The following is a 22,021-nucleotide window of genomic DNA, read 5'->3' as shown; positions in this document are numbered from 1 at the left end:
CGCACGCCGCGCGGCCCCGCACCTCCGTTCCCGATCGTCAGGCGGCCACGCGGCCGCCCGTCATCGCGTCGACGCGCGTGAGGAAATGCTCGCCGTCGCGCCGACCGAGATCGTACGCATGCCGCATCTGCGACGGGCTCGTGTAATCCCAACTCGAAATCGGCACCTTGCTCGAGGGCTGGACGTACAGCCGACGCTGCTCGCCATGCGCGACCGTGAACATCTGCGGGCGCGGATACAGCCGCGTGACGAGCACCAGCACGTCGCCCGGCGTCGGGTCGAGCGCGTCGACCGGCACGTTGTCGACCATCCCGCCGTCGAGCACCGGCCGGCCGCCGCGGCGCAACACCGGCGTGAACGGCGGCGTGCAGGACGACTGCAGGATCAGGTCGGCGAGTTCCTCGACTTGCGTGCAGGCCTGCGCACGTACGAATTCGGGCCGAAAGCCGAGCGTGCGCCCGAGCGTCGGGTGCAGCGTCTTGCGCACGTACTTCTCGATGTTGTACGCGACGAGACCGGCGGCGACTGCGCTGCGCGCACCGAGCCAGCGCGGCACATGCGACACGCCGATGCGGATCTCCGGCGCCGCGGCAAGCTTCGCGAACGGTTCGCCGTAGATGTCGAGCAGCGCCTGACGATAAATCCGGTAATGCGGAAACACGGGCTCGCGCCCGAACAGGTTGCCCCAGTACGCGTTCTTCCGGTTGTGGCGCAGCGCCTCTTCGTAATAGCGCATCACCCAGGCGGCGTCGCGTGTATACAGCATGCAGGCGGTTGCCGCGCCGGCCGAGATACCGGTGATCACGCGCGGGCGCAGGCCGAGCGCCGGCTGTGCGACGTCCCAGAAGCCGGCCTGCCACCAGCAGCGATTGCCGCCGCCCGCAAAGACGATCTGGTCGAACATCGCGCCGCTCAGCTGACGAGCGCGTAGGTCGACGTCGCGTGAACGGCCATCTTGCCGTCTTCGTCGAACAGCTCGACTTCGCCGAATACGAGATTGCGACCCATCCGCAGCACGCGCGCGGTGACGAGCACGTCGCCCTTGCGCACGGGACGCATGAAGTTCGTGTTCAACGACACGGTCGTCATCGGCCGGAACTCGCCGAGCGCGGCCGAGATCGCGACCACCATCGCGGTATCGGCGGCCGCAGTGAACACCTGGCCGCAGATCACACCGCCCGAATGGCGGAATTCGCCGGAAAACGGCAGGCGCAGCGTGACGCTGTCGTCGCCGATCGACACGGGGACCAGACCGAGCGAGCGGACCCAGGGGGCCAGCAGGCGGTCCAGCAATTCGCGGACTGCGTTTTCGTCCATCTTCGAAAGCCCAGAAAGCGTTGCGCGACCGCCGCGCAACACGTGTGGCGTCATCATACCGGGAGCACGAAAACTGCGATCGCTCGTTATCGGGCCGGCAGCCACCGTTGTCGTGACGAAATATTCTCAGGAAATTTGCAGAAAGGACTTGCCAAGCCTGAAATGCTCGTGCATAATCTTTCTTCTGTTGGGGGCGTTAGCTCAGTTGGTAGAGCAGCGGACTCTTAATCCGTAGGTCGAGTGTTCGAGTCACTCACGCCCCACCAGGAATTTCAAAGGCCGGTCAGCGCAAGCTGACCGGCCTTTTCCGTTTACGCCGCTTTCCTGCCGTTGTTCATTTACGCCGCCTCGCTTCGCGTTGCGCGCCCCTCGCGGTACGCGAGCGCACCCATCTTCCGCATCGTTTCCGCTAGAATCGTCCGACAAATATCACACGACCGGCGCAGGCACTGTCATTCGCCCGTCGGCACTGAGAGAGCATGGGACGTCAGACATGGAAGCATGTGAACGGGACGCGACCATTCAGAGGGCCTGGTTGCGCCGATATCGGCCGGTTCGGCGGGTCACGCCATCCCCCCGATCAGGCCGGAATCCGCAGTGCGAAGCACGAAGAACCGGATCCGGTCATGCCGGGTAGGGACGCACTCGTCGCGATGGCGCTCGGCGTCGTGCTGCTCGTCCTGGCCGGCATGCTCGCCGTGACGGCCGGGCAGGCGACCGGCCAGCTGGTCCGCGCACCGGGCACGGTCGTGCGCATCGTGCAGGACAGCGACGCGATGCGCGCGTACCGGCCGATCGTCGCGTACCTCGCGAACGACGGCCAGCGCCGCGAAGTGGCCGGCAATACCGCATCGACCGTCCCCGCCTACGACATCGGCGAGAACGTCGAGGTATGGCTCGACCCCGGCCACCCCGAACGCCCCGCGCTGATCGACGATTTCGCGCAACGCTGGTTTCCGGCGATCGTGCCGGCGCTGCTCGCCATCGCGTCGTTCGCGATCGGCGGCCTGCTGATCGCCGGTGAGCGCCGCCGCCGGTCGTCCGCCCCGCCGCCGGCCCGCCGCGCCCGCAAGCACGTGCGCAGCCGCTGGGATATCGCGATCGTGCTGATTCCGATCGCGATCGGCACGGGCTTCATCGCCGGCGCCGGTGCAGCCGGCCTGCGCCAGTGGCAGGTCATCCACCACTATGCGCGTTCCACCGGCCATGTCGTCGAGATCGCGAAAAACGCGCACTCGCCCCGCGCGCGCACGTCGCTGTATTCGGCGATCGTCGCGTTCACGACCGACAGCGGACGCCAGATCAAGTTCGCGCAGGGTTCGGCGTCGTCGCATCCGGGCCTGCACGAAGGCGAAGCGGTCAACGTGCTGTACGACCCCGTCACACCCGAGCGCGCGGTGGTCGACCGCTTCTGGGATCACTGGGGCCTCACGGCCATCCTGTTCGCGATCGGCGCGCCGTTCCTCGCGGCCGGGCTGTTCATCGCCGCGACGCTGTGGCCGGAACATCCGCCGCACGAAGCCGCGCCATGACGTTCGCGTGCCGCCCGCGCACCGCGCGGCACGACGACCGGCTCGGCGCGCGCGTCACCGCTCCCTGAACGCCTCCACTTTCGCGCGGTTCCCGCAGGTGCGCATGTCGCACCAGCGCCGCCCGACGCCGCGCCCGCGATCGACGAAGAACCACGTGCAACGGCCGCACTGGCGCACGCGCGCAAAATCGTCGCTGCGCAGCAGATGCTCGAACCCGAGTGCGGCCGCGTCGACCCAGCGCGACGCGACGCGCGCGTCGGGCCGCCACGCGAACCGGCCGTCGACCGCATCGAACGCGCTGCGCCCGATCGCCTCGCGGATCGCAACGGCGAGCCGGCCCGCCGCGCGCGCGCCGGCAGTGCCGCCACTGCCGGCCGTCAGGTGTGCGATCGCGGTGTAGGCCTCCTCGCGAAAGCGATGCAGCGCGACCAGTGCGTCGGCGTCGTCCTGCCGCGCATGACGCAGAAGCCGCGCCAGATCGGCCGGCGCCAGCAACCCCGATCGCTCCGCCCACGCATGCACGGCCGGCCAGTCGACGAACTTGTCCGCGTCGCGCGTCTTGCCCGTGTCGGCCACCGTGTTGAGGAAGTCGAGCGCCGGATGGCCGCCGACAAAATCGGCTGCCCCCCATTCATGCGCATGTCGCACGGGTTCGTGTCGAGTAACCATTTATTTTCACCTATCGGTTTCACACCCGGACGATCCGGAGTAACCTGTTAACAACCAAAATAGGTTAGCACGGAGATGCCGATGCTCGAACTCGCCAACCGCTTCATTTTCGAAGGCCACCGGATTGCCTGGGGAACGTTCGGCGAAGGCCCGCCGCTCGTGCTCGTGCACGGCACGCCGTTTTCGTCGCAGGTGTGGCGGCGGATCGCACCGTGGCTCGCGCGCCGTCATCGCGTGTTCTTCTACGACCTGCTCGGCTACGGTCAATCCGACATGCCGGATGCGGACGTGTCGCTCGGCCGCCAGAACGCGCTGTTCGGCGCGATGCTCGACGCATGGAACATTTCGCGACCGCGCGTGCTCGCGCATGACTACGGCGGCGCCACCGTGCTGCGCGCGCACTTCCTCGACGGCGTCGCCTACGCGGATCTCACGCTCGTGAACCCGGTCGCGATTGCGCCGCAGGGTTCGCCGTTCGTGCGCCACGTCGCGCAGCACGAAGCTGCCTTCACCGGATTGCCCGCGTATGCGCATCACGCACTTGTGTCGGCCTATCTCGGCAACGCCGTCGCCCGGCCGCTGAGCGACGAGGCGCTGTCGATCTACCGCGCGCCGTGGCTCACGCCCGCCGGCCAGGCCGCGTTCTATCGCCAGATCGCGCAGATGCGCCAGCACTACATCGAGGAAGCCGAGGCCCGTTATGCGCCACCGGACTTTCCGGTGCGCATCGTATGGGGCGAGGACGACGCGTGGATTCCGCTCGAACAGGGGCAGGCGCTGGCCGATCGCATCGCCGGCGGCCAGCTGATCAAGGTGCCGCGAGCGGGCCACCTGGTGCAGGAAGATGCGCCGGAAGCGATCGTCGCGGCGGTACTCGACCAGTCAGGGAAAGGTTGACGCCGCCTGTACCGCGTGTCGCTTGTCGCGTGCCGCGTCAGAACACCGGCACGCCCTGCGCGAGCGTCGAGATGAACTTCGCGGTGCGCGGATCGCGCGGGTCGCCGAACAGGTCACGCGATGCACCGGCCTCGACCACGCGCCCTTCCGCGAGAAACACCGCGTCGTGCGCGATCGACGCGGCCAGGCGCAGGTCGTGCGTCGCCATCAGCATCGTCGTGCCTTCGCGCGCGAGCTGGCGCAGCACCTCGACGACTTCGACGGACAGCTCCGGATCGAGTGCCGACGTCGGCTCGTCGCACAGCAGCACCTGCGGCGACGGCGCAAGCGCACGTGCGATCGCGACGCGTTGCTGCTGGCCGCCCGACAGCGTGCCGGGCCACGCGTCGGCCTTGTTCGCGATACCGACCTTCTCGAGCAGCGCGAGCGCGCGTTCGCGGGCCCGTTCGCGCGGCCAGCGCTGCACGGTGACGAGCCCTTCCATCACGTTCTGCACGACGCTCAGGTGCGGAAACAGCTGAAAGTTCTGGAACACCATGCCGGTCTGGCGGCGCACCGCGAACACGGCGTCGCGCGCCGGCCGGTGCGTCGGCGAGAAGTCGATGCGGGCGTCGCCGACCGTCAGCGCACCTGCCTCGGGTACTTCGAGCAGGTTCACGCAACGCAGCAGCGTGCTCTTGCCGCTGCCGGACGGCCCGATCAGCGCCGTCACGCTGCCGGGCTGCAAGGCGAGGTCGATCCCGTGCAACACGCGCTGCGTGCCGAACGACTTGTCGATGCGTTCGAGCCGGATCATCGCAACTCCGCCTGGAACAGCGCGTGACGGCCGAAGCGGGTTTCGAGGCGACGCTGCAGCGTGGACAGCACCGAACTGAGCAGCAGATAGATCAGCGCGGCTTCCGTATAGAGGATCATCGGTTCGTAGGTCACGGCCGCGATCCGCTGAGCGGCCTGGAAGATCTCCGGCACGGTCAGCACGGCCGCGAGCGACGTGTCCTTCACCAGCGAAATGAACGAATTCGACAAAGCCGGCAGCGCGACGCGCGCGGCCTGCGGCAGGATCGCGCGGCGCAGCGCCTGCGGGCGCGTCATCGCCATCGAGTACGCGGCCTCCCACTGCCCCTTCGGAATCGATTCGATCACGCCGCGGATCACCTCCGCGTTGTACGCGCCGACGTTCAGCGAGAAGCCGATCACGGCGGCCGTCAGCGGATCGAGCACGATGCCGACGCTCGGCAAGCCGTAGAAGATCACGAACAGCTGCACGAGCAGCGGCGAGCCGCGAAACAGCCAGATGTAGAACCGCACGACGGCCTGCGCCCAGCGCGGCCCGAACAGCCGCACGAGCGCCGCGCCGAACGCGAGCAACAGACCGATCGCGAACGACGCGAGCGTGAGCGGAACCGTGAACACGAGCCCCGCGACGAGCAGGGGCTTCAGCGATTCCGCCATCAGGTGAAGCCAGGCCGGCATCGTTCAGCCTCGCGTCACGGCTGCGACACGTCGCGGCCGAAATACTTCTGCGAGATCTTCGCGTAGGTGCCGTCGGCCTTGATGTCCGCGAGCGCCTTGTCGATCGCGGCCACCAGCGCGGGGCTGCCCTTGCGCAGCAGCACGCCCGATGCATCGCTGGCGCCGCCCGCGTCGGTCGCCGCGATCTTCAGTTTCGCGTCCGGCTTGTGCTTGCGGAAATCGAGGTACGACAGCGAATCGTTGATCGTCGCGTCGACGCGCCCCGAGCTCAGCAGGTCGATCGATTCGTTGAAGCCCTGCACCGGCACGACGTCCGCGCCATGCGCGGCCGCGAGCTTGCCGAAATTGCTAGTGAGCGTGTTCGCGGACTTCTTGCCCTTCAGGTCGTCGAACGAGCGGATCGTCGTGTTGTCCGCGCGCACGATCAGCACCGCGCGCGACGTGATGTACGGCGTGGAGAAATCGTATTTCGCCTTGCGCGCGTCGGTGATCGACACTTCGTTGACGACCGCATCGTAGCGGTTCACGTCGAGACCCGCGATCAACCCGTCCCACTTGCCTTCGACGAACTGCGGCTTCACGCCGAGACGCTGCGCGATCGCGGTCGCGATGTCGACGTCGAAGCCCGTCAGCTTGCCGGTCTCGTCGTGGTACGTGAACGGCGCGTACGTCCCTTCGGTACCGACCCGGAACACGCCGGACGACTTGATCTGAGACAGGTCGTCGGCCGCCAGTGCGCTCGTGACCGAAACGGCCTGCAGCATGGCGACGACCAGGATGGAGCGAAGGATTTTCATGGTGCGGACCCCGAATGATTGGAGGGAATGATCCCGCGGCACGCGCGTGCCGTTCGAGAAGTCCGCGAATTCTACCGACGCGTCGAGGCACGGCAAAAACGCAAATCGGCTATCGATATGAGCCGATCGAATAACGCGTCGATCAACGCGCCGCTCAACGCACCGATCGACGCGCGCACCGGCCGCGAAACCGGTGCGCGCGGCTTACACACCGCTCACCACGGCAGCGAATACGTCTTCGTGTTCGTGAAGCTCTTCATCGCTTCCTGCACGCCTTCCTTGTACCCCAGCCCCGAGTCCTTCACGCCGCCGAACGGCGTCAGTTCGAGCCGGTAGCCCGGCACTTCACGCACGTTCACGCTGCCGACTTCCAGCTCGGTGATGAAGCGCGTGATGTGATCGAAGCGGTTCGTGCACACCGACGACGACAGCGCATAGTCGGTGCTGTTCGACATCCTGATCGCTTCGTCGATGTCGCGGAAACGCATGATCGGCGACACGGGCCCGAAGGTTTCGTATTTCACGAGCGGCATGTCGGGCGTCACGCGATCGATCACCGTCGGCGAATACAGCGCGCCGTCGCGAACGTTGCCGACCAGCAGCCGCGCCCCGCGCGCGATCGCGTCGTTCACCTGCTGCTCGCAGAACTTCGCGGCCGCTTCGTCGATCACCGTGCCCATGTCCACCGACGGATCGGCCGGATTGCCGTACGACCACGCACGCGTTTTTTCGACGACCAGCCCGGTGAAGCGATCGGCCACCGACTCGTGCACGAGCATCCGCTTGATCGCGGTGCAGCGCTGCCCCGAGTTCCTGTACGAACCCGACACCGCTAGCGTGCTCGCTTCGTCGAGATCGGCGTCTTCCATCACGATGATCGGATCGTTGCCGCCGAGTTCGAGCACCGCGCGCCGGTAACCCATCCGCGCCGCGATCGATTTGCCGATCGACACGCCGCCCGTGAACGTGATGAGGTCGATCGCCGGGTTCGTGATCAGTTCGTCGGCGATCTCCTTCGGGTCGCCGGTGAGCACCTGCAGCATCTGCGGCGGCAGGCCCGCTTCGTACAGGATGTCCGCGAACAGGTAGCACGACAGCGGCACCTTCTCGGACGGCTTCACGACGATCCGGTTGTTGGTCGCGATCGACGGCACGATCTTGTGCGCAACCTGGTTCATCGGGTGGTTGAAGGGCGTGATCGCCGAAATCACGCCGAGCAGCGGATCGCGCTGCGTGTACACGCGGCGCTTCTTGCCGTGCGGGGTCAGGTCGCACGAGAAGATCTGCCCGTCGTCCTTCAGCACTTCGCCGGCGCCGAACGTCAGCACGTCGGCCACGCGGCCCGCCTCGTACGTCGAATCCTTGATGCACAACCCGGCCTCGGCGGTGATAAGGGCCGCGATCTCCGCCGTGCGCGCACGCACGATGTCGGCCGCGCGGCGCAGGATCGCCGCGCGATCGTGACGCGTGAGCGCCGGCCGGTATGCACGCGCGGCCGCGAACGCGCGCCGCACGTCGTCGAGCGTCGCCTTCGGCACGGTGCCGACCAGCACACCGTCGTACGGGTTGCGCACTTCGATCACCGCGTCCCGATGAATCCGTTCGCCGTCGATTCGCAGTGCTTCGCGACGAATCTCGCGGACGTCCGTCGATGCTGCAATGGCGTTCATGAGTGTGTCCCCTTGCGGATGCGTATGCATCACTGCAGATGGTTGAGCGCGATGTCGATGATGTCGAAGTTGCGCAGCCGCGCACGGCCCGTGACGTCGCCGGCGACCGGCTTGCTGAAGATCAGCGGCACGATCTGCTCGGAGATCCCGCCGTGCGAACGCAGCGGCACGTCGAGGCCCGACAGGTCGTGCTTGATGCGGCGCGTGCCGAGCACGACGTCCTGCTTCGAGATCACGATCAGGTCGCCCATGCGCGCGGGCGGCAGCTCGAAGCGCGCGCAGCCCTCGGCGCCCGTCAGCACGACCTCGATGCCGTCGACCGCGGCGAGCCGCGCGCGCAGCGCCTCGGCATCGGCCGACGCCGGCACGTAGACGGTCGCGAACGAGCCGAGCGCGCCGTGATGCACGACGTACGGATCGGTGATCGGCAGGATCACGCGCGCCGCGTCGTGACCGAGCCATTCGTCGAACAGCTCCTGCAGGTAGATCACGTTCGGCTCGCCGGTTTCGTCGTCGTGCTTCGCGTTCATCCCGTGGTCGGCCGTGATCGCGACGATCGCGCCGAGTTCGTCGAGGCGCTGCAGGTACGTGTCCATCATCGCGTAGAACGCGTTTGCGCCTTCCGTGCCGGGCGCGCACTTGTGCTGCACGTAGTCGGTGGTCGACAGGTACATCAGGTCGATCGGGCGCGTCTCGAGCAGGCGCACGCCGGCCGCGAACACGAATTCCGACAGGTCCGCGCTGTACACGCTCGGCACGGGCTTGCCGACCAGCTCGAGCACGTTGTCGATGCCGTTTTCCTCGACGGTCGCCTCGTCGGCCTTTTCCGACGAGAAGCAGATGCCCTTCAGCCCCTTGCCGAGGAGGCGGCGCAGCTTGTCCTTCGCGGTGACGACCGCGACGCGCGCCCCCTGCTCGGCGAAGGCCGCGAGCACGGTGGGGGCGACCAGGTACTTCGGATCGTTCATCAGCACCTCGGCGCCGGTGTCGCGATCGTAGAAATAGTTGCCGCTTATCCCATGCACCGCCGGCGGCACGCCCGTCACGATCGACAGGTTGTTCGGGTTCGTGAAGCTCGGCACCACGCACTCGCCCTTGAGCGCCGTGCCCGGTTTCAGCAGCGTGCGCAGGAACGGCGCGACGCCGGCCCCGGCGGCTTCCTCCAGGTATTCGTATGCGCAGCCGTCGACGCACACGACCACCACCGGCCGGCGCATCCAGTTGTAGCGGCGGCCGTTCACTTCCACGGATACAGGCGTTTCAGTCATGACGTTCATTCCTTTCGGTTCGAAGGGTAGAGCCGTCGGCGCCCGCGCCGCGCCGAAGGGAGGTGCCTTCCATGCTCGACATTAAAATTGATGATCCGTTGATTGTCAACAACATGCAGACGACAGAAAGCAAAACAGCGGAGCGGCAAGAGGGCTGGCCTCCAGTCATCCGCCGTGTGCCGCGGCGCCACTGTCAAGGGGTCTGAAGATGAACGAAGTGCCGGTAAACAGGCGTTTGGATGCATGGCCGGCGGGCGCGGCCCGTCTCGCGCTGGCCACGCTGATGTCGCTGTTCCTGCTCCTGCCGCTCGCGCTCGTCGTGCAGAAATGCTTCGTCGATGCCGACGGGCGATTCGTCGGCGCGCACAACTTCGTCGATTACCTCGAGGACAGCGGCGTGCTGCGCTCGATGCTGCATTCGCTGACGGTCGGCGCGCTCGTCACGATGATCGTCGTGCCGATGGCGTTCATGTTCACGTTCGCGTATGCGCTGACGCGCTCGTACATGCCGCTGAAGAACGCCGCGCGCCCGATCGCGCTCTTGCCGCTGCTCGCGCCGACGCTGTTGTCCGCGACGTTGTTCATCTACCGGTTCGGCAACGCGGGGCTGCTGAAGCCGCTGCTGCACGGCCATTCGATCTACGGGCTGCCGGGCATCGTGCTGAGCAGGGTGTCCGCGTCATTCCCGCACGTGCTGATGATCCTCGTCACCGCGCTGTCGCTGGCCGACGGCCGGCTCTACGAGGCCGCCGACGCGATGGGCACGCGCCGCCTGCGCCACTCGAAACGCCTGATTGGAATCCGACGATATCCCAAAAAATGATGCGCCTTCTGTTATTCGCCGCACTCACCATGACGACCGGTGCGTGCTCGAAATATAAAGACGAGAAGTGGACAGCGCTTCAGAACATGCCTGCGTTTGCCGAGCCAAACGACGGTCAGGAAAGGTGAATCCTGCGTTCCATTGACGGATCGTGTTGCCAAAATTTACGCATACACACAAGTGCACTGCGAATCCGGCACGGGCTGGGTTCTGGACGATGCCTTTGATAAACGACGCGGCAAATGATCGCCTGCCGGCGATCCTTGCATTCAGCCCGCGCGCCCTCGATTTCGACCGGAGCTACGCCTGTCCGATGCGGCAAGCAAGCCAGCCGAAACTCGCCATGCAAGAACGGAAGGCGGTGAGCGCCCGGTCAACGCTCTTTCGTCATCAATGTGCGATGACGCGCACCGCCCCCACTCACGCGCCGGCCTTCTCCCGCGCCGCCTTGCCCGTCGCGGGCAGCCCCTGTTCGTGCGTACGGCGCATCCGCGCAAGGCCATGCGAAACGTGCTCGCGCACCAGCGCGACTGCCTGCTCCTCGTCGCCCCGCGCGAGCGCCTGCACGATCTTGTCGTGCTCGGCGGCGGACACCGCGATCGCGTCTTCCTCGGCCTCGATCGCGGCCTGGCGCAGCAGCCCGAGCTGGCGCACCAGCCGGCGGTAGGTATCGGTGAGGTGCGTATTGCCGACGCCGACGACCATCGCGTCGTGGAACTGCACGTTCAGCTCCGTATAGCGCGTGACGTCGTGGGACTTCGCGGCGTCCTTCATCGACTGGATGATGCCCTTCAGCACCTTCAGCGTGTCGGGCGAGATGCGCTTCGCGAGCGCGCGCGCGACCGACTCGTCGAGCATCGCGCGCACTTCGTAGATCTCCTCGGCCTCGCGCAGCGGCACGACGCGCACCGTCACGCCGCGGTTCTTCTCGTTACGCAGCAGGCCGGCCTGCTCGAGCGCCCGGAACGCTTCGCGCACGGGGCCGCGCGACACGTTCAGCCGGGTCGCGATCTCGACTTCGTTGAGCTTCTCGCCAGGTGCGTATTCGCCGGAGACGATCGCGCGCTCGAGCATGTCCTGGACGATCATCGCGAGCGACTGGCTTTGCAGGAGTTCGATGGCGCTGAGCGCGTTCGGGGCTGTCATGGTCGGGCAGGCAGCAAGGCTGCGGTAGGGAACGAGGGCGCCATATCGGCGAATGATCCTTGTATATCCTCGGCCCGACACATTGTCAACAGTTTTCAGTTTCCAAAAGCCAATTCCACGTACCGGGATGCAATCGGGATGCAGCCGGCAGGCGGTGCTCGCGCGGCGGGCCGACCTCGCCCGCATCGCGCGACGCGTGACGGCCGTCAGGCCGTCGCGTGCTTCACCGGCCCCGGATCGCTGTGGCTCGGCCGGCCCGTCTCGACGTGGCCCGCGAAGCGGCGCACGACCTTGTCGTCGCCGCCGCGCAGCGTCGTCGCGGTAATCGTCAGATCGTACCAGCCGTGGCTCGACGACAGCGCGAAGTGATCCTCGACGCGTTCGCCCGGCTCCAGCGTGTAGGTGCGCGCATGCGCATGGCTGTACGCGTTGTCGACCGTCACGCGGCAGGTCGCGCGCCCGCTGTTGCGCAGTTGCAGGTATACGTGACGGTTGCGCACGTCGTAGCCGATCCGCGCTTCGGGGTTCGCGTGGCGGCCGTCGGCCGCGAGCCGCGTGTTGCCCTGGAACTCGCACAGATAGCCGTTCGGGCCGTATGCCGCGAGATGGTAATCGCCGCGCGCGGCCGACGTGTTCCACGTGTCGACGAAGCGATCGTGCGCGGACACCGCATAACGACGCGGCGGCGTTGCCGGATTGCGGCGGTCGTATACGTAGAACGCCGCACCCGCGTCGCCGGTGTTCGCGAAGTCGAGCGACACGCTGTCGTCATGGCCGCTCACGCGGCTGTGCACGAACAGCTCGTACGGCAGCGCCCGCGCCGGTCGCGTGCCGGGTTCCTGCGCCGGCATCGCCTGCTGCGCGGGCACCTGGTACGCCTGGCCAGCCGTCGCGATGTGCTGCGGCACCGTGAAGCTCACCGTGCGCGTGTCGGGGCGCGCGGAGAAGTCGAACGCCGACGTGAGGTCGCCGCAGATCGAGCGGCGCCACGCGCTGATGTTCGGCTCCTTCACGCCGAAGCGCGCTTCGAGGAAACGCAGCACCGACGTATGGTCGAACGTCTCCGAGCAGACCCAGCCGCCCTTCGTCCACGGCGAGATGATGATCAGCGGCACGCGCGGCCCGAGGCCGATCGGCTGGATGCCGCCCGGGTCCGCGCCCGGCACGAGCGGGCTCATTTCGCCCGGGTACTTGTTCAGGTCGAGCAGCTCGTCGCCGAGGTTCGACAGCAGGTTCGACGACACGATGCCCTGGCCGCCCACGCCGCTCGTGACCGGCGGCACCGGCGGCACGACGTGGTCGAACAGCCCGTCGTTCTCGTCGTAGTTGAGGATGAACACCGTCTTCGCCCACACCTCCGGGTTCGACGTCAGCGCCTCGAGCACCATGTTGATGTAGAACGCGCCGTCGGTCGGCGACGCCTGCGGGTGCTCGCTGTACTTGTACGGCGCGACGATCCACGACACCTGCGGCAGCCGGTTCGCCTGCACGTCGGCCTTCAGCTCGGCGAGCGTGTGGTCCGACGCGCCCTTGTCGACCAGCGGACCGCTCGCGCCTTCCTTCACCTGGAACTTCTTGAAGAACATCAGCGAGTTGTCGGTGTAGTTGTCGGTCGGGTCGCCCGGGATGCCCGTGCCGCCCTGGTACACCTTCCAGCTGATCTTCGCGTGCTCGAGGCGCTCGGCGTAGGTCGTCCACGTGTAGCCGTTCACGTCGTCGCGCTCGCCGATGCCCGGGCCGTTCGGCGGGGTGCCGTAGATGTTGCGCGGGTCGACCGTGCCGGTCCACAGGTAGATGCGGTTCGGCGCGGTGTCGGCGTGCGCGGAGCAGAAGTACGAATCGCAGATCGTGAACGCGTCGGCCAGTGCGTAGTGGTACGTGAGGTCCTGGCGCTTCAGGTAGCCCATCGTCAGCACGTCCTGCTTCTGGTTCACCCACTGGTCCCACTGGCCGTTGTTCCAGGACAGGTGGCCGCTGCTCCAGCCGTGGTTGGTGCCCGGCTGGAATTCGGTCGTCTGCTTCGGGTCGAGGTAGAACGGCAGCACGTACGGCGCCGACGGATCGAGGCCGCGCGAATGGTAGTTCTTCGTGAACACCGATGCCGGCGGCTGCTGCCACACCGGCGCGCCGCTCGGCAGCAGATGCGGGCGCGGGTCGTTGAAGCCGCGCACGCCGCGCAGCCCGCCGAAGTAATGGTCGAACGAACGGTTTTCCTGCATGAAGATCACGACGTGCTCGACGTCGCGGATCGTGCCCGTGCGGTAGGCGGCCGGCATCGCCAGCGCATTGCGGATCGCGGGCGGGAAGCCCGCGTAGGCGGCCATCGCACCGGCCGACTGCGCGGCGAGGCGCAGGAAATCGCGTCGATTGTTCGAAGACATGAAGGGAACCCTGTTGTCGGTAGGAGTGGGGCGCCGGTCGAGCGGGGCCGGCGGTCGGTGTGTTACGCGCTATTACCCCGCACCGGCATGTCCCGGCCGTGACCGGTTCCAGCAGGTTTCTTGCGCTCACCCCCAGCTTTTTTTCGAAGCGGCGCACGACGCGCCTTTCATGGGGCCGACACACGCATGCGCTACGCTGACGCGCGATGAAGAGGGGAGAAGCCGAGTCGTGTTCGATCAGCTGAAGGCGTTCCACGCGACCGTCCGGCAGGGCAGCATCACGCGCGCCGCGCGCCACCTGGGCGTGAGCCAGCCGACGATTGCCGCGCAGATCCGGCAGGTCGAGCAGCTGTACGGCGTCGAGCTGTTCTACCGCAGCGGCCGCAAGCTCGAGGTCACCGAGACGGGTATCGAGCTGCTGCCGCTCGTCGAGAAGATGATCGCGCTCGAGGCGCAGGCCGATATCATGCTGCGCAACGTCGGCGGCCTGTTCGAAGGTCATCTGCGGATCGGTGCGACGGGGCCGTACTACATCATGGACGCGGTCGGCCGCTTCTCGAACGCGCATCCGTCGATCGCGCTCGCGTGCCGGATCGGCAACTCCGAGGAAATCCTGCAGGCGCTGCAGGAATTCCGCATCGATCTCGCGGTATCGTCGCAGCGCAACGACGCCGAAGGCCTCGAACGCAAGGTGATCTCGACCGACCCGCTCGTGCTTGTCGTGCATCGTACGCATCCGCTCGCGCGTTTCGACGCGATCGATCCGGCGCAGCTCGCCGACGTGCGGCTGTTGATTCGCGAGGAAGGCTCGGTGACGCGCCGCTGCACGGAGACGATCCTCGCGGCGGCCGGTGTCGCGGCCGTATCGATGGCCGAGATCGGCAGCCGCGAAGCGATCCGCGAGGCGATCCTGCACGGCGTGGGCGGCAGCCTGTTTCCGCTCGGCGAGGCCGAGCGCCATCCCGACCTGCGCGTGATCGCGCTGCGCGGCGTGGACACGACGATCGACGAATACGTGTACTACCTGAAGGCGCGCCGCCAGAGCCCCGCGATCGACGCGTTTCTCGCGTGCATCCTGCCGGCCGACGGCAACACGGCCGCGGCGGCCTCGGCAGCCGGGGCGGATGAAGCAGGACGAACGGCGCGGCGGGCGAACGCGCGCTGACGTGCCGCGCGTTCGCCGGTTCCGCACTTTGCCGGCGCTTTTCCCGCGCCTTCCCTCGTTTTTCCTCGTGCCTTCCTTCTGTCGTTGCGCTCACCTCATTTCGGCAGTGCCGGAATCATCCACGTCAGCACGTGCTGCTGCAGGAACACCAGCACGCCGAGCAGCAGCGTGAGGATCACGCTGTGCCAGAAGGTGCGTGCAAACACGACACCTTCCTGCCCTTTCAGGTCCGTCGTCGACACGCCCGTCGCGATGTTCTGCGGCGAGATCATCTTGCCCATCACGCCGCCCGACGAGTTGGTCGCGGCCATCAGCACCGGATCGAGGCCGAGCTGCCGCGCGGCCACGACCTGCAGGTTGCCGAACAGCGCGTTGCCCGACGTGTCGCTGCCGGACAGGAACACGGCGATCCAGCCGAGCGACGCGGACACCAGCGGGAACAGCGCCCCCGTCGACGCGACGCCGGTGCCGAGCGTATAGCTGATTCCCGAGTAGTTCAGCAGGTACGCGAGCCCGACGATCATCATCACCGTGACGATCGCGATCCACGTCTGCCGCCAGGTCTTGACCACGCACTCGAGAAACGCGCCGGCACCGGTGCGCGTCAGCGCGGCCGTGATGATCGCCGAGAGCAGGATCGCGGTGCCCGTGCCGAGCGGCTGGAAGTCCCAGATCGCCGCATACGGCTTGTGGTACAGCGACACGAACACCGCGTTGTGCAGGCCCGGCCACTTGATCTTCACGTCGCCGATCGCCGCGACGTTCGCGTGCACCCACACGATCACGACCACCGACACGACGAGCCACGGCAGCCAGCCGCCGAAACCCGCGCGGGCGGCACCGGCTGTTGCAGGCACGCTGCGCGCGAGCGCGTATTGCGGATCGGGTTGCGGCTTCCACACCTGGAGGAAACCGATCGTGACGATCAGCGACGTGAGCGACGACAGCACGTCGGTGAGCTGGTAGCCGAGGAAGTTCGACGTGACGAACTGCGCGATCGCGAAACTGCCGCCCGACACGAGCAGCGCGGGCCACAGCTTCGAGATCGAGCGCAGCCCGCCGTACGCGCCGACCACGTAGAACGGCAACAGCAGCGCGAAGAACGGCAACTGGCGGCCGACCATCTGCGCGAGTGTCGCGGGCGGCAGCGACGTCACCGCGCCGAGCACGGTGATCGGCACGCCGAGCGCGCCGAACGCAACCGGCGCCGTGTTGAACAGCAGCGTATAGGTGAGCGCTTCGAGCGCGGGGAAGCCGAGCGCGATCAGGAGTGCGCTCGTGATCGCGACCGGCGTGCCGAAGCCGGAGATCCCTTCGAGCAGGCAGCCGAACGAGAACGCGACGACGAGCAGCACGAGGCGCCGATCGTCGGGCAGGTTGTCGAGCATCCACTGCCGGAACTGGTCGAAGCGGCCCGACTTCACCGCGATGTTGTACAGCAGCAGCGCGTTGAAGACGATCCACATCACCGGCACGACCGCGAGCGCCATGCCCGCGCCGACCGCGTTGAACGCAAGCCCGGCCGGCATCCCCCACGCGCCGATCGCGACCGCGAGGCCGGCGACCAGGCCGGCGAGCGACGCCTGCCACGCGGGGCGGCGCAGCACGCCGAGCGCGATCAGCGCGACGGCGATCGGAATCGCGGCGACGAGGAAGGACAGCAGCAGCGAGTTGGCGACCGGCGTCAACGGCTGCGCGAAGACAATGCCGGGCGGCAGGGCGTCGGTGGGATTCATCGCGTCTCCAAAGTCGACCCGGGGCTGGCGCGGCGGCGCCCCCGGATTCGGTGCAAAGCGGTCCTTCCGCAATCGCGACGGCGCTCAGGCGCTTGTGCACGCAACGACGTCGCACGGCCAACCGATCGGTCGCTTAAAAGAGGTTAGGAGGCGCGGGGCGCTTGTACAAGGAGGACAAGCCCGATGCGTGCCGACCCGATACGGGCCTGCCGCCGCAGGCTGACAGGCAGCGGGCGGGCCGCTGTCGCGTTCGACAGGATGCCCGTCACGCGCGGCTCACCCGCGCAATGTTGCACATGCGGCAAAGGTGCCTGACGGCGGGCGGGATGTTTCGTCTGGCGTCCGAAGCCTAGACTGGCTGCATCGATTCCGCCCGCGCCGGCCACGGCACGGCACCGGAACCTCACGGAGTGAACACGATGAAGACGATGAAACAAGCCGTATGCGCATGCGTGCTGATCGGCGCGGCCTTCGCCGCGCACGCGCAGGCCGCGTCGACGCTGACGCGCGCCGAGGTCCGCCAGGAACTCGTGGAGCTGCAGGCCGCCGGCTACCGGACGAGCCTGGCAAGCAGTCCCGACTTTCCGGAAAAGATGCAGGCGATCATGCACCGTGCCGCGCAGGCACGCGGCGGGGACACCGGCTACGGCAGCGACGGCAGGGCAAACGGGGAATCGGGCAAGCCGGCGCTGCCGCAGGCGATCGATCGCGGCACGTACGCACACCACTGACGGTGGATCGCCCCGGATCGGGGGCGCCACGGCGCACATCGACCGGCGACGGAGGACGCATCGCGCACCGCGCCAACCGACGCGGTGCGCGTGCGCCAGGCATCACACGCTGAAGCGGTTCAGCGTATATGCGCGATAGGCCGCGACGAATGCGTCGAACGAACCGGCCTCCTTCGCTTCGAGCTCGGCCTGCTCGGCGAGCGACTTCGCGGCGAGCGCCTGCTCGGTGCGCAGCGTCTCCGCCGACGGCGGGTGCGCGCGGAAATGCGCGGCATGCGCTTCGCTCTGTGCCAGCGCGAACCCGAGGAACGATTGCCCGTGCTCGCGCATCGTGCGCAGCACGCGTGCGGACGGCGTGCGCTCCGGATCGGCGAGCTTCTCGCGCTGCGCGGCGATCGCGCGCGCATGTTCGTCGCCGCCGCGGATTTCGTCGAGACGGCGGCCGACGGTTTCGATATCGGCCATCAGTTCGTCCGCCCACGCATGCAGCGTGATCGGCGCACCGTCGCGCTGCAGCGTGAGCCCGGGCTTGCGCCCTTCCATCGTCACGCTGCCGAAGTTCGCGTTCGCCTCCTGGTACGCGGGGCAATCGAGCACCGGGCTCTCGTCGAGCGCGCACGCGAGCAGGAAGGCGTCGATGAAGCGCGCGGTTTCCAGTGCGATGCCGGTCGGCTCGAACGGATCGATGTCGAGACAGCGCACCTCGATGTACTGCACGCCGCGCGACGCGAGCGCATGCAGCGGACGCTCGCCCGAATACGTGACGCGCTTCGGCCGGATCGTCGAATAGAACTCGTTTTCGATCTGAAGCACGTTCGTGTTGATCTGGATCCACTCGCCGTCGCGATGCGTGCCGATGGCCTCGTACGCCGGATACGGCTCGCTCACGGCCTTCGACAGCGCGTCGAGATAACCGGGCAGCGTGTTGTAGTCGACGTGCAGCGCGGCCTGGGCGGTCGTGTTCGAGTAGCCGAGATCGCTCATCCGCAGGCTCGTCGCATACGGCAGGTACAGCGTATCGGCGTCGAACGTGTCGAGCCTGTGCGGCTTGCCGCGCAGGAACTTCGTGTCGAGCGCGGGCGAGGCGCCGAACAGGTACATCAGCAGCCAGCTGCGGCGACGGAAGTTGCGGATCTGCGCGAGATAGCGCTCCGACTGGTAATCGACGAGCGTGGCCGTCGACCCTTCTTCCGCATGCAGGCGCCGCCACACTTCCTCGTGCAGCGAGTAGTTGTAGTGGATGCCGGCGATGCACTGCATCGTGCGGCCGTAGCGATACGCGAGGCCGCGCCGGTACACCGTCTTCAGGCGGCCGATGTTCGACGTGCCGTAGTCGGCGATCGGGATCTGGTCGTCGGCCGGCAGCAGGCCCGGCATCGAGTCGTTCCACAGCATCTCGTCGCCGAGCGACGCATAGACGTAGCGATGCAGATCGTCGAGGCGTTCGAGCGTGATCGCGGCGTCACGTTCCGCGGGCGTGATCAGCTCGATCAGCGCTTCGGAATAGTCGGTCGTCAGTGCCGGATGCGTGAGCGCCGAACCGAGCGCGCGCGGATGCGGCGTGAACGCGATCATCCCGTCGCGCGTCACGCGCAGGCTTTCCTTTTCGATGCCGCGCAGGCCGTCGGGCAGATGCTGCCGCGTCGGGCCCGAGCTCAGTGCTTCGAGGCGATTCAGCAGCAGTTCGGACTGGCGGTGAGTCATGGTGTTCGACATGGAGACGCAAGTGCGTGACGGCCGCGCGCGGCCGGCTGGATTGTTGGTCGCTTCGTTGGTAGCGGGCACTTTAACATCTCGCCGAAACCCGCGCTTGAGGTGGCGCCGGGCATGGTGCGCGGGCCGGAGCGGGCCGCCGGACGGGCCGGCCGCGGCGATCGCCGCATCTCCCGACGGTTCCAGGCGGCGACGACGGGCACGCCGGTTGAGCGCATTCGTCCGACGGAACGTGACGCGCGAACCGGTGACGGCAGGTGCAACCGTGCCGCCGAATCGACCGCGGAGAGAGGCGAAAGTGTGCGTCGTGCGCCCTGCATCGGGCGGACGACGGATTCGAGAAACAGCCTTGATGGTCGAAGTCCGGCGGTAGCCAACGAACACCGGCACGGCCTGCGCGACGGGTTGCATCGCGGCTTCGCCGGGTCGCACCCGGTCGCGAAACTCGGTGATCGGCAGTTGCCCTCACCCGCCGCGCGCGCCGCCCGCCCGGTCGGCCACTTCGTTCCACAAATGCAGCGCCGCGTACGCGCGCCACGGTCGCCAGCCTTCGGTGCGGCGCTTCTGGGTCGCGAGCCGGTCGAGCGCCGGATCGCGCGCGGCGATCGACTGCATCAGCACGAGATCGGAGGCCGGCCAGGCATCCGGATCGCGCCACGCGCGCATCGCGATGTATTCGACGGTCCACGGGCCGATGCCGGGCAGATCGAGCCACGCACCGCGCAGCGTCGCGAGATCGGCGTGCTCGCGATCGACCGGCACGTCGCCGGCCGCCACCGCGCGCGCCGTGCCCGTCAGTGCCGCCACCCGCTTGCCGGGCATCCCGATCTTGTCGAGATCGCAGGCGGCCAGCGCCTCCGGCGTCGGAAAACGCCATGCGGGCGCACCGTCGTCTTCATGAACCACGCGCTCGCCGGCCCGCTCGACGAGCCGGCCGACGATCGTCGTCGCGGCCTTCACGCTCACCTGCTGGCCGACGATCGCGCGCACGGCCAGCTCGAACCCCGACCATGCACCCGGCACGCGCAGCCCCGGCGCGGCCTCGACGAGCGGCGCGAACCACGGATCGCGCGCCAGCCCGCAGCCGATGACGGCCGGATCGGCGCCGAGGTCGAACATCGTCGCGACGCGCGCGGCGAACGCATCATCGACATGACGCGCGACCGCGCCTTCGACCGTCGCGACCAGGCAATGCTTGCGCGGATGTTTCGCGACCGTGAGCCGGCCGGCGTCGCCGTGCAGGTCGACGATGCGGCGATACACGCCGTCCGCCACCTGCTCGACGCCCGGAATCGCGCGCCCGCTGAAGAAGCGCAGGACGCGCGCCCAGTCGTAAGGCGCATTGAAGCGCAGTTCCATTTGCGCGGACGGCGGCACACGGCCGCCGTTCACGATGGACGTAATCGTCGTTCTTGCGATGCTCAAACTGCGCTGCCCTCCGCGACGGATTCGGTTTCATCGTCGTGCACGTGACGCGCCTCGGCAGCGAGCAGCGTCGCCTTGCGGCGCACGCCCCAACGATACCCGGACAGCGCGCCGCCCTTTTGTACGACGCGGTGGCACGGGATCGCGAGCGCGACCGGGTTCGACGCGCACGCGGACGCGACGGCGCGCACCGCACGCGGCGCGCCCAGCGCCTCGGCGATCTCCGAGTAGCTGCGTGTTTCGCCGTACGGAATATGCGTCAGCGCTTCCCACACGCGCTGCTGGAAGGCGGTCGGCGCGATGTCGAGCGGCAGGTCGAACGCGTGCCGCGTGCCGTCCAGGTACGCGCGGATCTGCGCGACGAACGGCGCGAGCCGTGCCGACGCTTCGACCAGCTCGGCGCGCGCGAACGCGTCCTTCAGCTCGCCGACGAGCGCGGCCGGTTCGTCGCCGAACGCGATCCGGCAGATGCCCTGCCCGGTCGCCGCGACGAGCACCGTGCCGAGCGACGTCGAGGCGGTCGCAAAGTCGATCCGCAGGCCGGCGCCCTGGCGGCGGAACGCCGACGGCGCCATCCCGAGCTCGCGCGGTACCGACGCATAGAGTCGCGACGGCGAGTTGAAACCCGCGTCGACGGCCGCCTGCGTGACCGGCTGACCGCTTTGCAACGCCTGCCGCAGCGCGGCGCCGCGCTGCGCGGCCTGGTACTGCCGCGGCGACACGCCGACCACGCGCTTGAAGAGCCGCTGAAGATGAAACGGGCTCACGTGCACGGCATCGCTCAGCTGCTGCAGCGTGAGCCGCTCGGCATGCGCGTCGAGCACCGCGCACGCGCGGTTGACGATCTCGAGCTCGCGCGGCAGCCCTTCCGGCTGGCAGCGCTTGCAAGGCCGGAAGCCGGCCGCGCGCGCGGCGGCCGGATCGGCGAAGAAGGACACATTTTCGCGACGCGGCAGCCGCGACGCACAGGTCGGACGGCAGAACACGCCGGTCGTGCTCACGGCATAGAAGAACGCGCCGTCCGCATGCGGATCGCGCTCGGTCACGGCGCCCCAGCGGGCATCATCGGTCGGATAGGCGGTTTTCATCTGAACCTCGCACTCTCTAGTGTAGATGGTGCCTACTCTAGACATCGGCACGTGCCGTCGCGCCCTGAATCTTGCTCTGTGATTCGCCCCGGATAATCAGGGGCGCATCACCCGAAAATAAGTCCGGCGAAACGCGCGCGCCGGCTGCTGCAGCGCGGTTTTCGTCACCGTCCCGTCACCCTTTGCTGCA

19 protein-coding genes, 1 tRNA gene and 1 pseudogene are annotated in these 22,021 nt (G+C 67.7%); 7 read left to right on the top strand and 14 right to left on the bottom strand.

The window, feature by feature from the left end; all coding sequences use genetic code 11:
- Window positions 1-37: 37 nt before the first annotated feature.
- Both DPV74_RS22460 and DPV74_RS22455 read right to left on the bottom strand, forming a co-directional pair.
- Window positions 38-904 (bottom strand): patatin-like phospholipase family protein, encoded by an 867-nt coding sequence (locus tag DPV74_RS22460; protein WP_021159859.1) that lies wholly within the window; start codon window positions 902-904, stop codon window positions 38-40.
- An 8-nt stretch (window positions 905-912) separates the two neighbouring features.
- On the bottom strand, window positions 913-1,317 hold the full coding sequence (locus DPV74_RS22455; RefSeq protein ID WP_027785770.1) for a PaaI family thioesterase: 405 nt from the start codon (window positions 1,315-1,317) through the stop codon (window positions 913-915).
- Between the two features lie 190 nt (window positions 1,318-1,507).
- On the opposite strand from DPV74_RS22455, the gene DPV74_RS22450 reads away from it, so the two are divergent.
- Both DPV74_RS22450 and DPV74_RS22445 read left to right on the top strand, forming a co-directional pair.
- A tRNA-Lys gene (locus DPV74_RS22450) sits at window positions 1,508-1,583 on the top strand.
- Between the two features lie 213 nt (window positions 1,584-1,796).
- Complete coding sequence (locus DPV74_RS22445) at window positions 1,797-2,849, top strand: DUF3592 domain-containing protein (protein WP_060197782.1); 1,053 nt, start codon at window positions 1,797-1,799, stop codon at window positions 2,847-2,849.
- Between the two features lie 54 nt (window positions 2,850-2,903).
- Here DPV74_RS22445 and DPV74_RS22440 read toward each other — a convergent pair whose 3' ends face one another.
- Window positions 2,904-3,518: a CGNR zinc finger domain-containing protein gene (locus DPV74_RS22440; protein ID WP_060082957.1), complete on the bottom strand. Its 615-nt coding sequence runs from the start codon at window positions 3,516-3,518 to the stop codon at window positions 2,904-2,906.
- 81 nt (window positions 3,519-3,599) lie between these two features.
- Here DPV74_RS22440 and DPV74_RS22435 point away from each other — a divergent pair, with 81 nt between their 5' ends.
- Window positions 3,600-4,415 carry an alpha/beta fold hydrolase gene (locus tag DPV74_RS22435; RefSeq protein WP_060174264.1) on the top strand — a complete coding sequence of 272 codons (816 nt, stop codon included), beginning with the start codon at window positions 3,600-3,602 and terminating at the stop codon, window positions 4,413-4,415.
- Window positions 4,416-4,452: 37 nt separating this feature from the next.
- Here the strand turns inward: DPV74_RS22435 and DPV74_RS22430 are convergent, their stop codons facing one another.
- From DPV74_RS22430 to phnA, 5 genes are all read right to left on the bottom strand, one after another.
- A complete protein-coding gene (locus DPV74_RS22430) occupies window positions 4,453-5,211 on the bottom strand; it encodes an amino acid ABC transporter ATP-binding protein (protein ID WP_060174258.1) in 759 nt (252 codons plus the stop codon).
- Window positions 5,208-5,888, bottom strand: coding sequence for an amino acid ABC transporter permease (locus DPV74_RS22425; protein WP_059496608.1), 681 nt, complete (start codon window positions 5,886-5,888; stop codon window positions 5,208-5,210). Before DPV74_RS22425 ends, DPV74_RS22430 begins: the two co-directional genes overlap by 4 nt.
- A 14-nt stretch (window positions 5,889-5,902) precedes the next feature.
- Window positions 5,903-6,685: an amino acid ABC transporter substrate-binding protein gene (locus DPV74_RS22420; protein ID WP_048025642.1), complete on the bottom strand. Its 783-nt coding sequence runs from the start codon at window positions 6,683-6,685 to the stop codon at window positions 5,903-5,905.
- Window positions 6,686-6,900: 215 nt separating this feature from the next.
- Complete coding sequence (phnY, locus tag DPV74_RS22415) at window positions 6,901-8,355, bottom strand: phosphonoacetaldehyde dehydrogenase (protein WP_119337989.1); 1,455 nt, start codon at window positions 8,353-8,355, stop codon at window positions 6,901-6,903.
- Window positions 8,356-8,384: 29 nt separating this feature from the next.
- The gene (gene phnA, locus DPV74_RS22410; RefSeq protein ID WP_119337988.1) at window positions 8,385-9,623 is read right to left on the bottom strand and encodes a phosphonoacetate hydrolase; all 1,239 of its coding nucleotides are present in this window, start codon (window positions 9,621-9,623) and stop codon (window positions 8,385-8,387) included.
- Window positions 9,624-9,694: 71 nt separating this feature from the next.
- Here phnA and DPV74_RS22405 point away from each other — a divergent pair, with 71 nt between their 5' ends.
- Window positions 9,695-9,829: a hypothetical protein gene (locus DPV74_RS22405; RefSeq protein WP_257943095.1), complete on the top strand. Its 135-nt coding sequence runs from the start codon at window positions 9,695-9,697 to the stop codon at window positions 9,827-9,829.
- Window positions 9,830-9,882: 53 nt separating this feature from the next.
- Window positions 9,883-10,401, top strand: a pseudogene (locus tag DPV74_RS22400) (putative 2-aminoethylphosphonate ABC transporter permease subunit); the annotation flags it as partial.
- Window positions 10,402-10,866: 465 nt separating this feature from the next.
- On the opposite strand, the gene DPV74_RS22395 reads toward DPV74_RS22400, so the two are convergent.
- Window positions 10,867-11,592, bottom strand: a complete 726-nt coding sequence (locus DPV74_RS22395; RefSeq protein WP_027788819.1) for a phosphonate utilization associated transcriptional regulator — start codon at window positions 11,590-11,592, stop codon at window positions 10,867-10,869.
- Between the two features lie 206 nt (window positions 11,593-11,798).
- On the bottom strand, window positions 11,799-13,973 hold the full coding sequence (locus DPV74_RS22390; RefSeq protein ID WP_060173369.1) for a phosphocholine-specific phospholipase C: 2,175 nt from the start codon (window positions 13,971-13,973) through the stop codon (window positions 11,799-11,801).
- A 229-nt stretch (window positions 13,974-14,202) separates the two neighbouring features.
- Between DPV74_RS22390 and DPV74_RS22385 the strand changes: the two genes are divergently transcribed.
- Window positions 14,203-15,138 carry a LysR family transcriptional regulator gene (locus tag DPV74_RS22385; RefSeq protein WP_119337982.1) on the top strand — a complete coding sequence of 312 codons (936 nt, stop codon included), beginning with the start codon at window positions 14,203-14,205 and terminating at the stop codon, window positions 15,136-15,138.
- Window positions 15,139-15,233: 95 nt separating this feature from the next.
- Here the strand turns inward: DPV74_RS22385 and DPV74_RS22380 are convergent, their stop codons facing one another.
- Window positions 15,234-16,874 (bottom strand): L-lactate permease, encoded by a 1,641-nt coding sequence (locus DPV74_RS22380; protein WP_027788816.1) that lies wholly within the window; start codon window positions 16,872-16,874, stop codon window positions 15,234-15,236.
- Window positions 16,875-17,293: 419 nt separating this feature from the next.
- On the opposite strand from DPV74_RS22380, the gene DPV74_RS22375 reads away from it, so the two are divergent.
- Window positions 17,294-17,605 carry a DUF4148 domain-containing protein gene (locus tag DPV74_RS22375; RefSeq protein ID WP_119337987.1) on the top strand — a complete coding sequence of 104 codons (312 nt, stop codon included), beginning with the start codon at window positions 17,294-17,296 and terminating at the stop codon, window positions 17,603-17,605.
- A gap of 102 nt (window positions 17,606-17,707) precedes the next feature.
- Here the strand turns inward: DPV74_RS22375 and gshA are convergent, their stop codons facing one another.
- The 3 genes from gshA to ada all read right to left on the bottom strand — a co-directional run bounded on the left by gshA (window position 17,708) and on the right by ada (window position 21,831).
- Window positions 17,708-19,321: a glutamate--cysteine ligase gene (gene gshA / locus DPV74_RS22370; RefSeq protein ID WP_162923107.1), complete on the bottom strand. Its 1,614-nt coding sequence runs from the start codon at window positions 19,319-19,321 to the stop codon at window positions 17,708-17,710.
- 462 nt (window positions 19,322-19,783) lie between these two features.
- Window positions 19,784-20,743, bottom strand: coding sequence for a DNA-3-methyladenine glycosylase (locus DPV74_RS22365; protein WP_119337981.1), 960 nt, complete (start codon window positions 20,741-20,743; stop codon window positions 19,784-19,786).
- Complete coding sequence (gene ada / locus DPV74_RS22360; RefSeq protein ID WP_027788812.1) at window positions 20,740-21,831, bottom strand: bifunctional DNA-binding transcriptional regulator/O6-methylguanine-DNA methyltransferase Ada; 1,092 nt, start codon at window positions 21,829-21,831, stop codon at window positions 20,740-20,742. The genes DPV74_RS22365 and ada overlap by 4 nt, the downstream gene beginning before the upstream one ends.
- Window positions 21,832-22,021: the final 190 nt, after the last annotated feature.

Source organism: Burkholderia sp. HAN2018, from assembly GCF_024704855.1.
Lineage (GTDB): Bacteria > Pseudomonadota > Gammaproteobacteria > Burkholderiales > Burkholderiaceae > Burkholderia > Burkholderia cepacia.
This window is presented reverse-complemented; position numbering and strand designations above follow the sequence as displayed.

What these genes read in the sequence shown, in the direction of transcription:
- phnY (WP_119337989.1), bottom strand. Translation starts at nt 8,355, where the DNA reads ATGAACGCCATTGCAGCATCGACGGACGTCCGCGAGATTCGTCGCGAA.
- DPV74_RS22375 (WP_119337987.1), top strand. Translation starts at nt 17,294, where the DNA reads ATGAAGACGATGAAACAAGCCGTATGCGCATGCGTGCTGATCGGCGCG.
- DPV74_RS22390 (WP_060173369.1), bottom strand. Translation starts at nt 13,973, where the DNA reads ATGTCTTCGAACAATCGACGCGATTTCCTGCGCCTCGCCGCGCAGTCG.
- DPV74_RS22420 (WP_048025642.1), bottom strand. Translation starts at nt 6,685, where the DNA reads ATGAAAATCCTTCGCTCCATCCTGGTCGTCGCCATGCTGCAGGCCGTT.
- DPV74_RS22435 (WP_060174264.1), top strand. Translation starts at nt 3,600, where the DNA reads ATGCTCGAACTCGCCAACCGCTTCATTTTCGAAGGCCACCGGATTGCC.
- DPV74_RS22425 (WP_059496608.1), bottom strand. Translation starts at nt 5,888, where the DNA reads ATGCCGGCCTGGCTTCACCTGATGGCGGAATCGCTGAAGCCCCTGCTC.
- DPV74_RS22440 (WP_060082957.1), bottom strand. Translation starts at nt 3,518, where the DNA reads ATGGTTACTCGACACGAACCCGTGCGACATGCGCATGAATGGGGGGCA.
- ada (WP_027788812.1), bottom strand. Translation starts at nt 21,831, where the DNA reads ATGAAAACCGCCTATCCGACCGATGATGCCCGCTGGGGCGCCGTGACC.
- DPV74_RS22430 (WP_060174258.1), bottom strand. Translation starts at nt 5,211, where the DNA reads ATGATCCGGCTCGAACGCATCGACAAGTCGTTCGGCACGCAGCGCGTG.
- DPV74_RS22380 (WP_027788816.1), bottom strand. Translation starts at nt 16,874, where the DNA reads ATGAATCCCACCGACGCCCTGCCGCCCGGCATTGTCTTCGCGCAGCCG.
- DPV74_RS22445 (WP_060197782.1), top strand. Translation starts at nt 1,797, where the DNA reads ATGGGACGTCAGACATGGAAGCATGTGAACGGGACGCGACCATTCAGA.
- DPV74_RS22405 (WP_257943095.1), top strand. Translation starts at nt 9,695, where the DNA reads ATGCTCGACATTAAAATTGATGATCCGTTGATTGTCAACAACATGCAG.
- phnA (WP_119337988.1), bottom strand. Translation starts at nt 9,623, where the DNA reads ATGACTGAAACGCCTGTATCCGTGGAAGTGAACGGCCGCCGCTACAAC.
- DPV74_RS22460 (WP_021159859.1), bottom strand. Translation starts at nt 904, where the DNA reads ATGTTCGACCAGATCGTCTTTGCGGGCGGCGGCAATCGCTGCTGGTGG.
- DPV74_RS22395 (WP_027788819.1), bottom strand. Translation starts at nt 11,592, where the DNA reads ATGACAGCCCCGAACGCGCTCAGCGCCATCGAACTCCTGCAAAGCCAG.
- DPV74_RS22455 (WP_027785770.1), bottom strand. Translation starts at nt 1,317, where the DNA reads ATGGACGAAAACGCAGTCCGCGAATTGCTGGACCGCCTGCTGGCCCCC.
- gshA (WP_162923107.1), bottom strand. Translation starts at nt 19,321, where the DNA reads ATGTCGAACACCATGACTCACCGCCAGTCCGAACTGCTGCTGAATCGC.